The organism is Bradyrhizobium sp. WBAH42 (assembly GCF_024585265.1).
GTDB lineage: Bacteria > Pseudomonadota > Alphaproteobacteria > Rhizobiales > Xanthobacteraceae > Bradyrhizobium.
Window position 1 is genome coordinate 1,352,223 of sequence record NZ_CP036533.1, and the last position, 19,381, is coordinate 1,371,603.

Here is a 19,381-nt window from a genome sequence, read left to right on the forward strand (position 1 = left end):
GCAACAGCGAGCCTAGGAGCGCATCATGCTGGCTATTTCCGATCTCCACGTCGCCTACGGCCAGAGCGAGGTGCTGCACGGGCTCAACGTCAAGGTCGCGGCGAACGAGATCGTCGCGATCATGGGCCGCAACGGCATGGGCAAGACCACGCTGATGAAGTCGCTGATGGGCATCCTGCCGGCGCGAAGCGGCTCGGTGAGCATGGACGGCGCCGAGCTCGGCAACCTCAAGAGCTATGAACGCGTCGCCAAGGGCCTCGCCTACGTGCCGCAGGGCCGCATGATCTTCTCCACCATGACGGTGAAGGAGAACATCGAGACCGGGCTGGTCGTGTCCGGCGGCTCGGAGGTGCCTGACGACATCTACGAATTGTTCCCGGTGCTGCTGGAGATGAAGGGCCGCCGCGGCGGCAATCTCTCCGGCGGGCAACAGCAACAATTGGCGATCGCGCGCGCGCTCGCCACCAAGCCGAAGGTGCTGCTGCTGGACGAGCCGACCGAAGGCATTCAGCCCTCCATCATCAAGGAGATGGCGCGCACCTTGAAGCGCATCCGCGACGAGAAGGGGCTCTCGATCGTCGTCTCCGAGCAGGTCCTGAGCTTCGCGCTCGACATCGCCGACCGCGTGCTGGTGATCGAGAACGGCGAGATCGTGCGCGACGATCCGCGCGATGCCGTCGATGCCGCGCAGGTCTCGAAATATCTGTCCGTCTAACCAACCGTGTAAAAGGGGAGCATCTCGATGCCAGAGACACTGATCAAGGTCGATCTCACCAAATCGGCCTATGAAAACGACATGGTGCATAACCGCTGGCACCCCGACATCCCGATCGTGGCCTGGGTCAATCCCGGCGACGATTTCATCATCGAGACCTACGATTGGACCGGCGGCTTCATCAAGAACAACGATTCCGCCGACGACGTGCGCGACATCGACCTGTCGATCGTGCACTTCCTGTCCGGCCCGATCGGCGTCAAGGGCGCAGAGCCCGGCGACCTCCTCGTCGTCGACCTGCTCGACGTCGGTCCGCTCAAGGAGAGCCTGTGGGGCTTCAACGGCTTCTTCTCCAGGCAGAATGGCGGCGGCTTCCTCACCGACCACTTCCCGCTGGCGCAGAAGTCGATCTGGGACATCAAGGGTCTCTACACCTCGTCGCGTCACGTGCCCGGCGTCAACTTTGCCGGCCTGATCCATCCCGGCCTGATCGGGTGCCTGCCCGATCCCAAGATGCTGGAGACCTGGAACAAGCGCGAGGCCGAGCTGATCTCGACCAACCCGACCCGCGTGCCCGGCCTTGCCAATCCGCCGTTCGCGCCGACCGCCCATGGCGGCCGCGCCAAGGGCGATGTGAAAGCCAAGATCGGTGCAGAGGGTGCGCGCACCGTGCCGCCGCGCGAGCATGGCGGCAATTGCGACATCAAGGATCTCTCGCGCGGCTCGAAGATCTACTTCCCGGTCTATGTCCCCGGCGCCGGTCTCTCGATGGGCGACCTGCACTTCAGCCAGGGCGACGGCGAGATCACCTTCTGCGGCGCCATCGAAATGGCCGGCTGGCTGCACCTCAAGGTCGAGGTGATCAAGGACGGCATGTCGAAATACGGCATCAAGAACCCGATCTTCAAGCCGTCGCCGATCACGCCGAACTACAAGGACTATCTGATCTTCGAAGGTATCTCGGTCGACGAGGCCGGCAAGCAGCATTATCTCGACGTTCATATCGCCTATCGTCAGGCCTGCCTCAACGCCATCGAGTATCTCAAGAAGTTCGGCTATTCCGGCGCCCAGGCCTATTCGATCCTCGGCACCGCGCCGTGCCAGGGCCACATCTCCGGCGTGGTCGACGTGCCCAACGCCTGCGCCACGCTGTGGCTGCCGACCGAGATCTTCGACTTCGACGTGATGCCGTCGGCGGCCGGACCCATCAAGCACATCACCGGCGATATCCAGATGCCGATCTCGCCGGACAAATGACGCCGCGCCCCCTCTCCCCGTTCTTACGGGGAGAGGGTCGGGGTGAGGGGCTGTCGCCACGCGCACGGTGGCAGCGAGTTGTGTGAACAGGCAAGAGCGTAGGTGATGCGATGCCGGTCTACGAATATCTCTGTGACGATTGCGGTCCCTTCAAGGACCTGCGCCCGATGGCGGAATGCGACGATCCGCAAAGCTGTCCCCATTGCGAGACCATGGCGCCGCGCGTCATCCTGACCGCGCCGAACTTCTTCTGCATGCCGGCGGAGAAGCGCAAGGCGCACGCCGTCAACGAGCGCAGCACCCACGCGCCGCAGACGCTGGCGCAATACAAGGCCTCGCACGGCCCGGGCTGCGGCTGCTGCTCGTCGGGCAGGACCGTGAAGGACAAGAGCCCGACCGACAGGAAAAAGCCGGCGCGGCTGATGACCAAGACCAGGAGCGGTACCAAGGGCTTTCCGACCGCACGCCCCTGGATGATCAGCCACTAATTCACGCCTCCCACGAATAGAAGACAGGAGCGCTCAACATGCTTCACGGTGATATCTCCAGCAGCAACGACACGGTCGGCGTCGCGGTAGTCAATTACAAGATGCCCCGCCTGCACACCAAGGCCGAGGTGCTCGACAATGCCCGCAAGATCGCCGACATGATCGTCGGCATGAAGCTCGGCCTGCCCGGCATGGATCTCGTGATCTTCCCGGAATATTCCACGCAAGGCATCATGTACGATTCCAAGGAGATGTACGAGACGGCTTCGATGGTGCCGGGCGAGGAGACCGCGATCTTTGCGGAAGCCTGCCGCAAGGCAAAAGTGTGGGGCGTGTTCTCGCTCACCGGCGAACGCCACGAGGAGCATCCGCACAAGGCGCCCTACAACACCCTGATCCTGATGAACGACAAGGGCGAGATCGTGCAGAAGTACCGCAAGATCATGCCGTGGGTGCCGATCGAAGGTTGGTACCCCGGCAACTGCACCTATGTCTCCGAGGGTCCGAAGGGGCTGAAGGTCAGCCTGATCATCTGCGATGACGGCAATTATCCGGAGATCTGGCGCGACTGCGCCATGAAGGGCGCAGAGCTGATCGTGCGCTGCCAGGGCTACATGTATCCGGCCAAGGAGCAGCAGGTCATGATCTCCAAGGCCATGGCCTGGGCCAACAACGTCTATGTCGCGGTCGCCAATGCCGCCGGCTTCGATGGCGTCTATTCTTACTTCGGCCATTCCGCGATCATCGGCTTCGACGGCCGCACCCTCGGCGAATGCGGCGAGGAGGATTACGGCATCCAGTACGCCCAGCTCTCGAAGCATCTGATCCGCGATGCGCGCCGCAACGGCCAGTCGCAGAACCATCTCTACAAGCTGGTCCATCGCGGCTACACCGGCATGATCAATTCCGGCGACAGCCCGCGCGGCGTCGCGGCGTGCCCGTATGATTTCTACAAGAACTGGATCAAAGACCCCGAAGGCACCCGCGACATGGTCGAGGCGATGACCCGCGCGACGCCGGGCACCGATGAGTGTCCGATCGAGGGCATTCCGAACGGTTCGGCGGCCAGCAACTATTGAGCCCTTGAGGGCCTACGAGTTGGCCGACCAGCCAGGGATATGAATGGCGATCCATAACGACGGTCGTTCTGACGCATCCGCTGATGCGCGGAATGGGAATGGCGCCCGGCAAAACCGTGGCGCGGCTGCAACATGGGCGGTTGAATCTGCCCGAGTCGCGCTCGCATCGGCGGATTCTCGGGCCCCCGTAGTTCTACTGCCCCTCCTCATCGCCTAAGTTCCCGCAGCGCCAGTGGGGAGCGCCGCAGGTTGGAGGACGAGCGTTGGGGGGCTGGTTGCGATCGAGCGGGCGGGGTCGCCCGCTTCGGAGAGCCGCGGCCGTGCGCGCGGCATCCGGTGCGGGCCTCGTCTTGGGTGCGATCGCCCTCGTCAGTCCGGTCCAGGCACAGCAGGTCTTCAACGGATCACAGACCACGCCGAACGGCGCCGTCAACGGCGGCGGCGGCGTTTGGGACAACACCACGACCAATTGGACGGACGCCGTCGGCTCGGTCAGCACCACCTATGATCCCGCGTCGGTCGGCACGCTATTCGGCAGCAGCGGTCCTTCGATTCCGGCCACCGGCGGCACGGTGACGGTCACACCGGGAGGTGTTCAGCTCACCGGTCTCGTGGGTTTCGACCTCACCGCCGATGGTTCGGTCTACACCATCCAGGGCGGCGATCTCAGGCTGGCCTCGGGCGGCACCACATTCGTCACCAATGACGTGACCGGCACCAGCGACCCGTCGGCCATCATCGTTTCGCGCATCGTCGGCAGCGGCGGGATCAACGTCCAGGGCTCGGGGACCCTGGCACTGCTCGGCGCCAACACCTATGCCGGTGGCACCTTCATCTGCAATTGCGGATCCCTGCAACTCGGCGACGCGACCCATACCGCGAGCATTGTCGGCGCCGTCACCAATGAGGGCCTCTTCAGCGTCGTCAATGCCGACACGTCGGGGATCACGTCGATCCAAAATGCCTTCTCCGGCACGACGCTGTTTCTCAACGCCAGCTCCGCCAGCTCGATCGCGATCACCAACAGCGGCCAGCTGTATTTCGGCGATCCGAACGGGGGCGGCTCCGACACCGCGACGGCCGGTCGTGCCACCATCGTCAATGACGGCGGCTTGGTCGGCTTCTTCGGGCGGACCAATGCCGGCACGGCCAACATCACCAACCAGAACGGCGGCGGCATCGCTTTTCTTGAACAGGCCTCGGCGGGCTCGGCAACGATCGTGAACAAGGATTTCAGCGGGACCATATTCGGCTCGCTGGCCGGCTCCGATACGGCGAGCGCCGGCAATGCAACCATCATCAATGAAGCTGATGGTCTCACCAATTTCGGCGCGTTCACGACGGCCGGCAATGCCACGATCATCACCAAGGACGGCGGCAAGACCGAGTTCTTCGACAATGCCACCGGCGGCAACGCCCGCTTCATCACCACCGGAACAGGCATCGTCGATTTCGGGGTCAGCATTGGCCCGAACGGCGACGGCCGCATCACCGCGGGTTCGATCGAAGGCAGCGGCTTCTATTATATCGGCGGCGGCAATACGCTCGCCGTCGGGAGCAACAACCGTTCGACCGAAGTCAGTGGCGTCATCGGCGATTACGATCCCTGCGGTTGCGGCCCGATCGGGCCGGGCTCGCTGGAGAAGGTCGGCAGCGGCACGCTGATCCTCTCGGGCGCCAACACCTATACCGGCAGCACCAATGTGAATGGTGGCATCCTGCGGGTTGACGGCGACATCTCCCCGTCGAGCCTGACGACCGTCAATTCGGGCGGCGCGCTGTTCGGCGCCGGAAGGGTCGGCAATACCGTCATCGCCAGCGGCGGCATCTATGCGCCGGGTGACGGGGGGCCGGGCTCGAGCATGCAGGTCCAGGGCCATCTCGCCTTCCAGTCCGGCTCGGTCTACGTCGTGCAGGTCGGTAGCGGATCCAGCACGAGCCACGCACGCGTCAGCGGCAATGTCGTGCTGAACGGCACGGTCGGTGTCGCGCTGTATCCGGGCGCTGCGGTGATGAAGCACTACTCCATCATGCAGTTCTTCGGCAGCTCCAGCGACAATTTTTCCGGCGTTGCCGCGCCGGGCGGCCTCATCGGCACGACAACTGTCGGATCGAACGAGGTCTTTCTCGATTTTGCGCTCGACTATGGCGCGAAATACGCTCTCAACGTCAACCAGAAGAACGTCGCGACGACGCTTCAGAATTTCTTCAACAGCAACGGCTTCCTGCAAGCCGAATTCGCAGGCCTCGGGCCCAACGGCCTGACGCAGGCCTCCGGCGAGCCGGCGACGGGGGCGCAGCAGACGACCTTCAACGCGATGAACCTGTTCCTCGGCCTGTTGACCGACGTCTTCAGCTCAGGACGCAGCGGCACGCCTGGCGCAACGCCCTTTGCCCCCGATGCTCAAGCGCGCGGCAAGAAGACGCGCGACGCCTTCGCCGCGATCGACCGCAAGGCGCCGGCTGCGACGTTCGAGCAGCGCTGGGACGTGTGGGCGGCCGGCTATGGCGGCTCGCAGACCACCGACGGCAACGCCGGCCTCGGCTCGAACAACACCACCAGCAGCGTCTATGGCACCGCCGTGGGCCTCGACTACCGCTTCTCGCCGTCGACGATTGCGGGCTTCGCCCTCGCAGGCGGCGGGACTGGATTCAACGTCAGCGGGCTCGGTTGGGGGCGCTCCGATCTGTTCCAGGCCGGCGCCTTCCTGCGTCATACGGCCGGACCGGCCTACGTCACGGCGGCGCTCGCCTATGGCTGGCAGGACGTTACGACCAACCGCGTCGTGACGGCCGCCGGCTATGACCAGTTGCGGGCGCAGTTCAACGCCAACGCCGTCTCGGGCCGCATCGAGGGCGGCTATCGCTACGCCATGCAATGGGCCGGCGTCACGCCCTACGCCGCGCTCCAGGCCACCTTGTTCAGCCTTCCCGCCTATGCCGAGTCGGCGGTGGTGGGCAGCAACGTCTTCGCGCTCAACTATGCCGCCAAGGACGTGACCAGCACCCGCTCCGAGCTCGGCCTGCGCGCCGACCGGTCCTTTGCCGCGGCCGGCGGCCTGATGACCCTGCGCGGCCGCCTCGCCTGGGCGCACGATTACAATCCGGACCGCACGGTCGGTGCGGTGTTCCAGACGCTGCCAGGATCGGCCTTCGTCGTGAACGGCGCCGCGCAGGCGCGCGACTCCGCGCTGACCACGGCATCGGTGCAGATGAACTGGATGAACGGCTGGTCCGCGTCGGCGACATTCGAGGGCGAGTTCTCGAACCTCACGCGGTCCTACGCCGGCAAGGGTCTCGTGCGCTACGCGTGGTAAGCTACTGCTTCTTCTGCTCGGGCTTGCGCGGTGGGCGCGGGGATGCAGGCGCCGGCGCGCCGCTCATCTTGTTGGCGGCCTCGCTGACGTCGAGCAGCGAGCGGCGAATGTCGTCGAGATAGGCTGCCGACTTTTTCTTCATGGTGCCGGCAAGCTCGTGCAGCCCCTGGATCTTCTCGAACAGCTCGTCCGCCTTGCCGTCGACGAAGCCCGGCACCGCGCCTTCGATCTTCCCGACCGCCTTGTCGAAGCCCGCAAAGGCGCTGTCCACCTTGGCCATGACGGAGTCGATCTCGCCGCCCTTGCTCCTGAGGTCGGCGGTGGTGGCCTCGAACGTGTGCAGGCCCTCCTTGATCGCGGGGGCGTTGTTCACGATGGTGCGGTCGACGCTGTGCAGGGTTTCGACGATGGTTTCGGCGTCGCTGAGATCGGCCGTCAGCACCGGGATGCCGTCCGCGTCCAGCGGCACCGGCGGTGCAGAGGGGACGCCGCCGATCAATGAGATCGCGGCAACGCCGGTGAGACCCTGGAACTCGATGCCTGCCACGGTGTCCTTGCGGATCGGCGCGGCATTGTCGAGCATGACGAGCGCCACGATCCTGCGGGGACTCTCCAGCTTGATCGACAGGATCTGGCCGGCGGGCACGCCGTCGAAATTGACCGGCCCACCGCGGCGCAGGCCGCTGGCGGAGCCGCCCTCGAACACCACGCGCAACTGGCTGCGGCTCTGGATGGTGCGCCATTTCTGCACGCCGAGCAGGCCGCCGAACGCCACGGCGATCGCCGCCAGCGTCGCCGTTCCGATCACAAGATTGCTCGCGCGTGCCATGAGGCTGAGTTTAGGGCCAAAGCGGGATGGTTGGAAGAAGGCCGCGATGGTACGTAGGGCGGGTTAGCGAAGCGTAACCCGCCGCTTTCGCCTCAGCAGTCGTGTAGATTGGCGGATTACGCTGGCGCTAATCCGCCCTACGCACCTCAGTGTCCCGCCGCCCGCCTCGCCGCGGCGTTGTTCAGCACGATCAGCGCGTCGACGGCGACGCCCGTCCTGGCATTGATCAGGAACGGGTTGATGTCGATCGAGGCGATGCGATCGCCCGCATCCGCAATCAAATTGGACAGCCCGACCAGCGCCTTCACCGCCGAGGCCTCGTGCAAGACCGGCCTGCCGCGATAGCCGCGCATCTTGATGCCGGCCTTGGTGCGGCCGATCAGGAGCCGTGCTTCGCTTGCGTCCAGCGGCGCGCCGGCGAGCGCGACGTCCTTCATCAGCTCGATGTCGATGCCGCCGGTGCCGAACAGCACGACCGGGCCCATCTCGGCATCGAGCGAGGCGCCGACCACCAGCTCGAGCTCGGCCTTGACCTGCTGTGCGATCAGGATGCCGTCGAGCTTCGGCTTGCCCTTGAGTTTCGCGACCCGCGCTGTGATGTCGGCGAACGCCTTCTTCACCTCGGCCGCGCTATTGAGGTTCAGCACCACGCCGCCGATGTCCGACTTGTGCAGGATCTCGGCGCTGACGACCTTGGCCACGACCGGAAAGCCGATCTGCTTGGCAATCTTCACCGCGTCCGCCGCGGTCTGTGCGATCGCCTCCTGCGAGATCGGGATGCCGTAGGCCTTGAGCAGCTTCTTCGAGGCGACCTCGTCGAGCGCGGCGCCGGTCGCCGATGCCAACGTCTTCTCCAGCACGGCGCGCGCGGCGGGCTTCGAGCTCGAGACGATGTCGGGCACCTCCTTGCGCAGCTTGGCGTAAGCGAGCAGCGACTTGATCGCGGTCACCGCGCGGTCCATGCCCTGCATGACCGCGAGATGTGGCAGCGACTTCCGCAAGTCCTTGGTGTGCTCGGTGAAGCCGATCGACATCGCGCTGGTATAGATCACCGGCTTGCCTGCCTTGCTCGCCATCTCGTTGACGATGCGCAGGTTGCGCTCGCGCAGCTCGTGCGGCGCCTTCGGCAGCTCGGCATCGACGATGACGATGTCGATATCGGGGTCGTCGATCATCAACTTGATCGACTTCATGTAGACGGAGGGATCGACCACCGCGGCGAAGCCGGCGTCGAGCGGATTGCCGACGATCGAGCCGGGGCCGAGCATCTTCGCGAGCTCCGCACTGACATGCGGGCTCAGCGGCGCGAAGTTCAGGCCTGCGGCGTAGAAGGCGTCGATCAGCATGCCGCGCTTGCCGCCGGACAGCGTCACGGCGGCAAGCCGGTCGCCTTTGGGCAAGCCAGCGTGGACGAAGCACTCGGTGGTCTCGATCAGCTCGTCGAGGCCGCCGACCCGGATCACTCCTTCGCGCGTCGCGATCGCGTCGAACGTCTCGATCGAGCCGGCGAGCGCGCCGGTATGCGCCATCGCCGCGGCGCGGCCGCCTTCGGAGGCGCCGAGCTTGAGCGCGATCACGGGCTTGCTCGCCGCGCGTGCTGCCTTGCAGGCGTCGCGGAAGGCCTTGGTGTTGCGCACGCCTTCGAGGTAGACGACGATCACCTTGATGCTCGGATCCTCGGCGAAATAGCGCATCAGATCCGGCGTCTCGAGTCCGGCCTCGTTGCCTGTGGTCACCATGTAGCCGACGCCGACGCCGCGGTCTTCCAGCGCCTGGCGGATCGCCATGACGATGGCGCCGGATTGGCCGGCGATCGCGACTGCGCCTTGCTCCATGGTGACGATGCGATCGTCGATATTGGTGAAGAGCTTTTCGCCGGCGCTCAAATTGCCGAGGCAGTTCGGGCCGGTCACGGCGAGCCCCGTCTCGCGCACGGCCGCCTGCAATTCGGCAGCGAGCTTCTGGCTTTCGTCATCCTGCAGCTCGCTGAAGCCCGAGGTGACGATGGTGGCCGAACGCGCGCCGGCCGCGGCGGCGTCGCGGATCACCTGCACGGCAAAGCGCGCAGGCACCAGCACCAGGACATGATCGGGCTTCTCCGGAAGACTCGCAAAGTCCTTGTAGCAGGGAACGCCCCAGATGGCGTCGCGCTTGGCATTGACCGGATAGAGGCCGCCCTCGTAGCCGTACTTGATCAGATTGTTCCAGATGCGCTCGGCATAATTGCCGGGCTTGTCGGTCGCGCCCACCAGCACGATGTTGTGCGGGTGCAGCATGGCATGGATACCCTTGATGATGTCGCTGGCATCGGGCGGCGGAGACCATGGACGGGACGCGGATGCAGCAGACACATGGGCTTCCATGGCGTGACCTCACCTGTTGTTCTTATTGGTGTGTCGCGTCACTCTGTTCTATGGCGAGTCCTTTGGCAACTGTGTGGCTGGTATGCCGTGTGGTGGAATGAAGTGCGCATCGGTGCGTGTCAGTCCGATCTATCCGTCGGCGCTAATCAATGTTGCATGCAGGGTGTAGCGCTCGGGGCCGGATGTGACGGCATCGAAGGGCCAGCAAGTCGCGAGAACAAGCTCGAAACCCTGTGCCATGGGATCGATGCCCGACGCATCGAAGCGAACCACGGCCGAGGAGTCTGCGCGATAGCGAAAATGTCGACCGTCGCTGCGTGTGACATCGATGACGTCACCCATGGCAACATCCTTCAGGAAGCGAAAATGAGTGTCGCGATGGGCGGCATAGACGGCAATCCCGCGCTCGCCCGCTTCAGCCGTGTGCTGGACATGGCCCGGCCCGAAAGCAAGCGCCTGGCCGCTCGTGCCTTCCAGCACGATCGCGCTGGCACCGATCCGCTTGACTTCGATCCGCGCGACCGGCCAGGTGTCGGCCCATGACCAGGGCTTCACCGCCTGCCTTGTCGCAACGCTTCGGTCGAATGCCCGCTCCAGCAGCACCTGCGCCAGCCAGGCCTTGGCATGGATGTAGGCGCCGTCGCCGAACAGGATGAGGCCGATCAACGCCAGGATCAGCGGGGAGATGAGGCGGGGAATTTTATCCACGATCGTCATTGCGAGCCACCGGGTCCGCGCGAAGCGCGACCCGATGACAGGCTCCGCGAAGCAATCCAGAGTCTCTCCGCGGCGGCAGCCTGGATTGCTTCGCTGCGATCGCAATGACCGTAAGAAAAAGGCGCGCGCGGCCGTTTGGAGGGGACGGGCAGCCGCGCGCGCTAACAGAGGAGTTCGGGGGGCTCCTCTCTCAAACGGTGTCAGTGAGCAAGGGCTGACGCCGGTTGAACACGAACAGGACCAGGGCGAGCACGATCAGGATGAAGCCCGCGATCATCTTCAGCTCGGCCGAGGTTGCGGTCTTGGGCAGACGGATCGCGTCGGGCGCGGCAGGCGTCGACCGCCGCGTCGCCGGCTGATTGCGCGCATCGGCGTGACGTTCGCGCAGCTGTGTCGGCGTCAGATGCGGCCGCTCGCCGAACACTTTCTCGAACTCCCAACCCGCGGGCAGGTTGATCGGCAGCTCGCTGAGCTTCAGCGGCGCGCCTTCGGGACGGCTTGGCGTCTTGTCGACTGCGACGAGGCTGGTCAGCCGCGTGACGATCTGATGGTCGAGCGCCAGCGCCAGGATCGCCTTGTCGGAGTCTTCGGGTGTCATCTCGCGCAGGGTGCGTGCCACCTCCGCATCGGCGATCTTGCGCCTGGCCCAGAGTTTCGACAGACCCTTGCCTTCGGCGGCGTTTTGCAGCGGCAGCGTCACCGACCACGGACGGTCGCCGACGCGGCCCTTGATCTCGAGCGCACCTGCGACCTTGTCGAGCCTGACCGCGAGCACCAGAGGCTCGTCGCGATAGACGTCCGGAATGATCGCCGGGGTGACGTCGGACTTCGCCTCGGAAAACTTTGCGGTGAGGCCGGTCACGGCCGGATTCTCCAGCTTGGCGAACAGGCCGCGCATGCGCTCCTCGACCTGCTCGACGGACCCGATATGGGTGAAGGCGCCGCGGCCGAGCTCGGCGGCGCGGGTCATCAGATAGGTGTTGGGCGCAGATCCGATGCCGACCATGAAGACACGCGAGCGGCCGCGCATCGTCGTGATCGCATCGAACAATTGCTGCTCGTTGCCGATCGCGCCGTCGGTCAGGAACACGATCTGGCGGACCATGCCGGTGTCGCCGAGCTTGTCGATCAGTGCCGCGCGCATCGCCGGCACCATCTCGGTGCCGCCGCGCGCCTGCAAGGCGCCGACGAAGGAGGTCGCCTCGCCGACATGCGCGGCATCGGCCGGGACGGAGGCCGGAAACAGCACGTCCATGGTGTCGTCGAAGCGGATCACGTTGAAGCGGTCATTCGGCTGCAGGCGGCCGAGGGCGTAGAGCAGGCTTGCCTTGGCCTGCACGATGGAGGTGCCGCCCATCGAGCCGGAATTGTCGATCACGAACACGACCTCGCGCGGCAGCGGCTTCTGCGTCGCCTGCTCGGCGCTCGGCGGGGTGATGAAGGCGAGCAAATAATCGGCATCGCCGACATGCTCGCGAAACAGGCCGACCGACGGCGCTTTCTCCGCAGCCGGCTTCCAGGTCAGCTCGAAGTCGCGGTCGGCGGGCACAGTGCCGTCGACGAGCGTGACCACGCGCGTCATGTTGTCCGGACTTTCCGTCTTGACGTTGTGATGATGGCTCTTGACCTCGCCGAGCGCGAAGCCGGCCTGCAGGCGGACCGTGATGCTGGTCGGATTGACCGGCGCATTTTTGCCGGGATCCAGCACGGGCGGCGAGATGCGGTCGCGATCCGGCACCGGGTCCGACGTCGCCGCGCCCCAGCCCGAGCCATCCTTGCGGAAGTCGACACTCTGGATGATCGGCGCGGGATTGTAGCGCGGGGCGACCACCAGCGGCAGGCGCAACGAATATTCATTGCCGACTTGATGCACCGGCTCCTGGTATTCGATCTGCACCAGCACGGTTTCGCCGGGACCGATATTGGCGACCGAGTTGGTGAAGATGTTCGGCCGCTCCTGCTCGGTGAGCGCGGCCTTCTGCCCGGCGCGGCGCGCCTCCTCGTAGATCACGCGCGCCTGCTGCCGTTCCTTGATGTCGCCGACGATGACGCGGTCGCCGACCACCATCTTCAGCGTGTCGACGGCGCCGCCGGCCGCAAGCGGATAGACATAGGTGGCCTCGACCCAATCCTTGCTCGGGTTGCGGAATGCTTGCGTGACGCGGGCGCGCAAGGTCGGGCCCGACACCGTGATGTCGACATCGGTGCCGAGGCGGATCGCCTCTAGGGTGGCGCCGTCCTGCTTCAGCAGCAGGCTGCCCGACCGTGCGTCGCCGGGCTGGAGCAGGCTGGCCTGCTCGGTCGTTGCCGACCAACTCGCGCCAAAACTCACCAGCAGGGCCAGGAAGGCGACCAGCATCACCGCGATGCCCTGTGCGAGAAGGAACAGTCCGACCTTGATGAGGCGGCTCAACAGGGGGTGTTCGTCGCCCTCGGCCGTATCGTAGGCGTCCATTGGCTTGCTCCCGAAGCATGTTTGCCGGTCCCAGCATCCGTCGGCGGGACGCCATTCCGCGAGCAGAATGATCGGCAATGTTCCGCCGCGGCCGTCCCGGGCTCGTTCCGGGCGGGCGGCCATGTGCGGTTTTGTGCTGGTTTGTGCGCCCTGCTAGAGTGACCAGACTGGAGCGGGGCTGATGATGCAGACGCAGGACAAACTCACCGACAAGCAGCTTTCGGACGAGCAGAGCCGCGAGATCGCCGAGACCATTCGCGAGGAGCTTGCCCGGCGCCGGATCTCGCGGCAGGCGCTGGCCGAGCAGGCCAAGCTCAGCCTGTCGACGCTGGAGAAGGTGCTCGGCGGCCGGCGTCCGTTCACGCTGGCGACGACCGTCCGGCTGGAGCAGGCGCTCGGCGTCTCCTTGCGCAAAAGTGTTGTCGTGGCGACGCCCGCGGCCGCAAGCGATGTCGCGCCCGACAGCCTCGGCTCCTATGCCCATCGCGCGGTGACCTGGCTCGAGGACGTCTACATCACCTTGCGGCCGTCGTTCGGCGACAAGGATGCGATTTTCGCCTATCGCACCGAGATCGCGTGGGAGCCGAAGGTCTCGTCGCTGGTCTTTCGCGAGGGCGATCGGACCGATGCCGCCTACGAACATACCGGCGAGGTCGCCGTCCCGCATCAGTCCGGCTTCATCTACCTCGTCATCATCAAGCATGGCCAGCACCGCGTGATCACGGTGTCGCGGCCGACGGTGTCGGGCGAGATGTACGGCATCATCTCGACGCTGCGCGCCGGGCCCGGGTCGCAGCTCACGCCGATCGCGGCGCCGATCGCCTATGTGCCGCTCAGGAACGTTGCGAAGCCGTCTCTGGGCCGGGTCGCGTCCGGCGATGCCAACTATGAGCTGTACCGAAAGCACCTGCGTCGCACGGTGGAAGAGCCCTTCGCGCTCTTCCTGCCGGCATAGCCGCTTCGATCTCGTTCAGCACGCCTTCCGACGCGTTGAGGCTTGCGGGCATCGCCGAGCGTCGCTCGCGACGTCGATCACCACATGCGTTCAAGAAACCGCCCGCAAGGGGCGCTTCGATCAGGCGTTGGCGACCTTCTTGTCGATTTCGGACGCCGCCGAGAACGCCTTGCGCAGGGTCGGCTTGTGGATCTTGCCGGTGGCGTTGCGCGGCAACGCATCGACGAAGCGGATCTGGCGCGGGCATTTGAAGCGCGCCAGATTGGCCGCGCAATGGGCGAACAGCTCGGTTTCCGTCAGCTCGTGTCCCGGCTTGATCGCGACGATGGCAAGGCCAACCTCGCCCCATTGCGCATCAGGAATGCCGATCACGGCAGCTTCCGCGATGGCGTTGAGCTGGTGCAGCACGTTCTCGACCTCGGCCGGATAGACGTTCTCGCCGCCCGAGATGTACATGTCCTTCCAGCGATCGACGATGTAGTAGAAGCCTTCCTCGTCGACGCGGGTGGCGTCGCCCGTGTGCAGCCAGCCGTCGGTGAAGGAGGTCTTGTTCGCCTCCGGCCTGTTCCAGTAGCCCGGCGTGATGTTGGGGCCCTTGACCCAGAGTTCGCCGAGTTCGCCGACATCGGCATCGCTGCCGTCGGGGCGCACGATACGCACCTCGGTGTGCAGCACCGGCTTGCCGGCGGAGCCGGCCTTGCGCGCTGCATCCTCGCGGTCGAGCACCAGCACAGCCGGCGAAGTCTCGGTCATGCCGTAGCCTTGCTGCAGCGCGACGCCGCGCGCCTCCCACACTTTCAACAGCGGCACCGGCATCGGCGCGCCGCCGACACCGCCGACGACCAGCCGGCTGAGATCGGTGGTCGCGAAGGCGGGGTGCTGCGCCATGAACTGATAGATCGCAGGCACGCCGAAGAACACGTTGATGCCCTGCGCGGGATCGTTGATCAGGCCGAGCGCCGTGCCGGGATCGAAGGCGCGCATGATCATCACGGTGCCGCCGGCATGCAGCACGGGATTGGTGTAGCAGTTGAGTCCGCCGGTGTGAAACAGCGGCAGCACGGTGAGCAGCACCGAGGTCGGCCCGATGCAGGCCGGGCCGCCGAGATTGACGCAATTCCAGAAGGTCATGCCATGGGTGATGGTCGCGCCCTTGGGATGGCCCGTCGTGCCTGACGTGTACATGATGGTCGAGACATCATCGAGCGTCACGTCCTCGGCGCGCGCCAGCGGCTTTGCGGCGGCGATGCCGGCTTCATAGCTGCCGCCCGGACCAAGCAGCAGGCTGGTCGCAACGTTGCAGAGCTTCGCCACGCTGATCGCCGTCTCGGCCAGATCAGTATCGTGGATCATCACCTTCGGCGCGCAGTCGGCGGTGATGAACTGAAGCTCGGGTACCGTGAGGCGGGTGTTGAGCGGCACGAAGGTCGCCCCCAGCCGCCCGCAGGCGAACTGCACCTCCAGCGTATCGGTCGTGTTCAGCGCCAGTACCGCGACGCGGTCGCCGCGCGAGACGTTGAGCGTGTGGCGCAGCAACGAGGCGAGGCGTGAGACGCGGGCGTCGAGTTGCGAATAGGTGAAGCGGCGCTCGCTCGCGAGGTCGACGACCGCGGCCTTGTCAGGCGCGCGGCGGGCATGATGGGCGATCCAGTCGTAATAGCGAACGGCCAAAGATGTCTCCCTCGACGGCCTCGTGCCGCCCGCTTTCTTGCTGCTTGCGCACCATGCCCGGCCTGGCCCTGGGGCCAGCCGGAGTCTGTGCAGCAACGTTTTTTTGCGCCAGAGTTGGCCTGCAAGCGGTGAAAATCGTCTTGCGTTGAGTTGCTGGCTTGCTGCCTTGCTTGAAGCATCCGCGCCAATCAGCCACTCCGCGCAAGTGAGCGGCCAAGGTTCCAGCCATGGTGGCCGGGACGAATCCGTTCGAGGCAAGTCCCGCGATGAAGAGCCCGTTCTATACCGCCGAGCACGACGCGTTCCGCGACGTGATGCGGCGCTTCGTCGAGAAGGAGATCGCGCCCTTCGCCCATGAGTGGGACGAAGCCGGCGAATTCCCGCGCGAGCTCTATCGCAAGGCGGCCGAAATCGGCCTGCTGGGACTTGGATTCCCGGAAGAATATGGCGGCATCGCCGCCGACCAGTTCATGAAGATCGTGGCGAGCCAGGAGCTTGCGCGCGCTGGCGCGGGCGGTGTCAGCGCGAGCCTGATGAGCCACACCATCGGCTCGCCGCCGATCGCGCGGGCCGCACGGGCCGAGATAAAGGCGCGCGTACTGCCGCAGGTGCTGTCCGGCGAGAAGATCTCCGCACTGGCGATCACCGAGCCGGGCGGCGGCTCCGACGTCGCGAACCTGCGCACCCGCGCGCGGCGCGACGGCGATCACTACGTCGTGAGCGGTGAGAAGACCTTCATCACGTCAGGCATGCGTGCCGATCATCTGACCGCTGCGGTGCGCACCGGCGGCGAGGGCGCCGGCGGCGTCAGCCTGCTCCTGATCGAGGGCGACACGCCCGGCCTGTCCAGGACGAAGCTGAAGAAGATGGGCTGGTGGGCTTCCGATACCGCGACGCTGCATTTCGACGAATGCCGCGTGCCCGCCGAGAACCTGATCGGCGAGGAGGGCCAGGGCTTCAAGATCATCATGCAGAACTTCAACAGCGAGCGCATGGGCATGGCGGCGAGCTGCACCGCCTTCGCGCGGGTCTGCCTCGACGAGGCGATCGCCTATGCCAAGGAACGCAAAACCTTCGGCAAGCCGCTCGCGCAGCACCAGGTCATCCGCCACAAGATCGTCGATATGGCGCAGAAGGTGGCAGCCTCGCAAGCGATGCTGGAGATGCTGGCCTGGCGGCTCGAGCAGGGCGAGAGCCCGGTCGCCGAAATCTGCATGATGAAGAACCAGGCGACGCAGACCATGGCGTTCTGCGCCTCCGAGGCCGTGCAGATCTTCGGCGGCGCCGGCTTCATGCGCGGCATCAAGGCCGAACGCATCTACCGGGAGGTCAAGGTCAACGCCATCGGCGGCGGCACCGAGGAGATCATGAAGGATCTGGCGTCCAGGCAGATGGGGTTGTGACTTTCTGTCATTCCGGGGCGCGCGTAGCGCGAGCCCGGAATCCATCAGGCCGCATGCACCGTGGAGAAATGGATTCCGGGCTCATCGCTGCGCGATGCCCCGGAATGACAAAGGGGAAAGAATGCTATTCACCGCCGACCACGACGACATCCGCCGCTCCCTACAAAAGTTCATCGCCAACGAGATCAATCCTCACGTCGATGAGTGGGAAAAGGCGGACATCTTCCCGGCGCACGAGCTGTTCAAGAAGATGGGCAGCCTCGGCTTCCTTGGCTTGAACAAGCCGGTCGAGTTCGGCGGCTCGGGCCTCGACTATTCCTACGCGCTGATGATGGCGGAGGAGCTCGGCGCCATCACCTGCGGCGGCGTGCCGATGGCGATCGGGGTGCAGACCGACATGGCAACGCCGGCATTGGCGCGCTTCGGCTCCGACGAGGTGCGGCGCGAATTCCTCAGCCCCTCGATCTCCGGTGACTACGTCGCCTGCATCGGCGTCTCGGAGCCGGGCGCAGGCTCGGACGTCGCCTCGATCAAGACCCAGGCACGCTCCGACGGCGACGATTACGTCATCAATGGCGGCAAGATGTGGATCACCAACGGCACCCAGGCCGACTGGATCTGCCTGCTCGCCAACACCGGCGACGGCCCCGTTCACCGCAACAAGTCGCTGATTTGCGTGCCCATGAAGAGCAAGGGCGTCACCGTCGCCCGCAAGCTCGACAAGATGGGCATGCGCTCCTCCGATACGGCGCAGATCTTCTTCGACAATGTCCGCGTGCCCAAGCGCAACCGGATCGGCGAGGAGGGCCAGGGTTTCACCTACCAGATGATCCAGTTCCAGGAGGAGCGGCTCTGGGGCGCGGCCGCATGCCTCAAGGCGCACGAATACATCATCGACCAGACCATCGCGTACACGCGCAATCGGAAAGCGTTCGGCAAGTCGATCCTCGACAACCAGGTGGTGCACTTCAAGCTCGCGGAGATGCAGACCGAGGTCGAGCTCTTGCGCGCGCTGATCTATCGTGCTGCCGAGCAGCTGGTCGCCGGCGAGGATGTGACGCGGCTCGCGACCATGGCCAAGCTGAAGGCCGGCCGGCTAGGGCGCGAGCTCACCGACGCCTGCTTGCAATATTGGGGCGGAATGGGCTTTACCAACGAGACGCCGGTCAGCCGCGCCTATCGCGACAGCCGCCTGACCTCGATCGGCGGCGGCGCCGACGAGGTCATGCTGATGGTCCTGTGCAAGATGATGGGTACGCTGCCTGGCAGCAAAGGAAATTCCTGATGATCACGCTGTATCATTGCGACGCCGCGCGCTCGTTCCGTCCGCTCTGGATGCTGGAGGAGATGGGGCTGCCGTATGAATTGAAGATGCTGCCGTTCCCGCCGCGCGTCTTCGCCAAGGATTATCTCGGCATCAATCCGCTCGGCACGATTCCCTTCATGATCGACGGCGAGACCAGGATGACGGAATCCTCCGGCATCTGCCATTACCTCGGCGCCAAATATGGCCCGACGCCGTTGATGGTCGGCCTGGATGATCCCGCCTATGGCACGTTCCTGAACTGGATGTATTTCAGCGACGCCACGTTAACCTTCCCGCAGACGCTGGTGCTGCGATACACCCAGCTCGAGCCGGAGGAGCGCCGCAACCCGCAGGTCGCCACCGATTACGCGAAATGGTTCTTGGGGAGACTGCGCGCCGTTGAGGCAGCGACGGCGAATGCCGAAACATTGTGCGCGGGCCGCTTCACCGCTGCGGACATTGTCATCGGTTACGCGCTTCGGCTCGCGAGCAATATCGGGCTTGCCAAGGATTTCGGGCCAAACGTCGCAGCCTATTGGGCCCGCCTGCAGCAGCGCGACGGCTACAAGCGCGCCGTTGCTGCGGAGCAAAAGGCCGGGGAAGAGCAGAATATCGCGCCAAGAGTGAGGGCGTAGGTTCCAGGGCCGTCATTCCGGGCGGTGCGGTGCGCCTTTGCGCACCTGGGAATCTCGAGGTTCCGGGTTCGCGCTTTGCGCGCCCCGGAACGACAGCGCATGTTTTCATGACAGCGCTATCCTACCGTGACAGCGCCCAAATTTCCGCTAAGGTGACCTCCGTCCGCAGCGGCCAGAGAGCCGCGCGAGGA

The 19,381-nt window shown here is 65.2% G+C and carries 14 protein-coding genes; 9 read left to right on the forward strand and 5 right to left on the reverse strand.

All coding sequences use genetic code 11. The annotated features are described in order from the left end of the window. The first annotated feature begins 25 nt into the window (after positions 1 to 25). The 5 genes from urtE to DCG74_RS06350 all read left to right on the forward strand — a co-directional run bounded on the left by urtE (position 26) and on the right by DCG74_RS06350 (position 6,856). The gene (gene urtE, locus DCG74_RS06330; RefSeq protein WP_172788869.1) at positions 26 to 715 is read left to right on the forward strand and encodes an urea ABC transporter ATP-binding subunit UrtE; all 690 of its coding nucleotides are present in this window, start codon (positions 26 to 28) and stop codon (positions 713 to 715) included. 27 nt (positions 716 to 742) lie between these two features. Further along, positions 743 to 1,972, forward strand: coding sequence for a formamidase (fmdA, locus tag DCG74_RS06335; RefSeq protein WP_172788868.1), 1,230 nt, complete (start codon positions 743 to 745; stop codon positions 1,970 to 1,972). A 110-nt stretch (positions 1,973 to 2,082) separates the two neighbouring features. Then, positions 2,083 to 2,460: a zinc ribbon domain-containing protein gene (locus tag DCG74_RS06340; RefSeq protein ID WP_172788867.1), complete on the forward strand. Its 378-nt coding sequence runs from the start codon at positions 2,083 to 2,085 to the stop codon at positions 2,458 to 2,460. Positions 2,461 to 2,498: 38 nt separating this feature from the next. Then, positions 2,499 to 3,539, forward strand: a complete 1,041-nt coding sequence (locus tag DCG74_RS06345; RefSeq protein ID WP_172788866.1) for an aliphatic amidase — start codon at positions 2,499 to 2,501, stop codon at positions 3,537 to 3,539. A 320-nt stretch (positions 3,540 to 3,859) separates the two neighbouring features. After that, on the forward strand, positions 3,860 to 6,856 hold the full coding sequence (locus tag DCG74_RS06350) for an autotransporter domain-containing protein (protein WP_257187550.1): 2,997 nt from the start codon (positions 3,860 to 3,862) through the stop codon (positions 6,854 to 6,856). A 1-nt stretch (position 6,857) separates the two neighbouring features. Here the strand turns inward: DCG74_RS06350 and DCG74_RS06355 are convergent, their stop codons facing one another. The 4 genes from DCG74_RS06355 to DCG74_RS06370 form a co-directional block, all read right to left on the reverse strand. Next, positions 6,858 to 7,685 carry an MlaD family protein gene (locus tag DCG74_RS06355; protein WP_172788865.1) on the reverse strand — a complete coding sequence of 276 codons (828 nt, stop codon included), beginning with the start codon at positions 7,683 to 7,685 and terminating at the stop codon, positions 6,858 to 6,860. A gap of 146 nt (positions 7,686 to 7,831) precedes the next feature. Continuing rightward, a complete protein-coding gene (locus tag DCG74_RS06360; protein ID WP_172788864.1) occupies positions 7,832 to 10,048 on the reverse strand; it encodes an acetate--CoA ligase family protein in 2,217 nt (738 codons plus the stop codon). 129 nt (positions 10,049 to 10,177) lie between these two features. Further along, positions 10,178 to 10,747 (reverse strand): class GN sortase, encoded by a 570-nt coding sequence (locus tag DCG74_RS06365; protein WP_172788915.1) that lies wholly within the window; start codon positions 10,745 to 10,747, stop codon positions 10,178 to 10,180. Between the two features lie 208 nt (positions 10,748 to 10,955). After that, complete coding sequence (locus DCG74_RS06370) at positions 10,956 to 13,220, reverse strand: marine proteobacterial sortase target protein (protein ID WP_172788863.1); 2,265 nt, start codon at positions 13,218 to 13,220, stop codon at positions 10,956 to 10,958. Between the two features lie 184 nt (positions 13,221 to 13,404). Here DCG74_RS06370 and DCG74_RS06375 point away from each other — a divergent pair, with 184 nt between their 5' ends. Next, on the forward strand, positions 13,405 to 14,175 hold the full coding sequence (locus tag DCG74_RS06375; protein ID WP_172788914.1) for a helix-turn-helix transcriptional regulator: 771 nt from the start codon (positions 13,405 to 13,407) through the stop codon (positions 14,173 to 14,175). Positions 14,176 to 14,295: 120 nt separating this feature from the next. Here the strand turns inward: DCG74_RS06375 and DCG74_RS06380 are convergent, their stop codons facing one another. Then, the gene (locus tag DCG74_RS06380) at positions 14,296 to 15,846 is read right to left on the reverse strand and encodes a long-chain fatty acid--CoA ligase (RefSeq protein ID WP_172788862.1); all 1,551 of its coding nucleotides are present in this window, start codon (positions 15,844 to 15,846) and stop codon (positions 14,296 to 14,298) included. Positions 15,847 to 16,112: 266 nt separating this feature from the next. Between DCG74_RS06380 and DCG74_RS06385 the strand changes: the two genes are divergently transcribed. The 3 genes from DCG74_RS06385 to DCG74_RS06395 all read left to right on the forward strand — a co-directional run bounded on the left by DCG74_RS06385 (position 16,113) and on the right by DCG74_RS06395 (position 19,190). Continuing rightward, a complete protein-coding gene (locus tag DCG74_RS06385; RefSeq protein ID WP_172788913.1) occupies positions 16,113 to 17,249 on the forward strand; it encodes an acyl-CoA dehydrogenase family protein in 1,137 nt (378 codons plus the stop codon). Positions 17,250 to 17,370: 121 nt separating this feature from the next. After that, positions 17,371 to 18,534, forward strand: coding sequence for an acyl-CoA dehydrogenase family protein (locus DCG74_RS06390; RefSeq protein WP_172788861.1), 1,164 nt, complete (start codon positions 17,371 to 17,373; stop codon positions 18,532 to 18,534). Further along, complete coding sequence (locus DCG74_RS06395) at positions 18,534 to 19,190, forward strand: glutathione S-transferase family protein (protein WP_172788860.1); 657 nt, start codon at positions 18,534 to 18,536, stop codon at positions 19,188 to 19,190. Before DCG74_RS06390 ends, DCG74_RS06395 begins: the two co-directional genes overlap by 1 nt. Positions 19,191 to 19,381 lie beyond the last annotated feature (191 nt).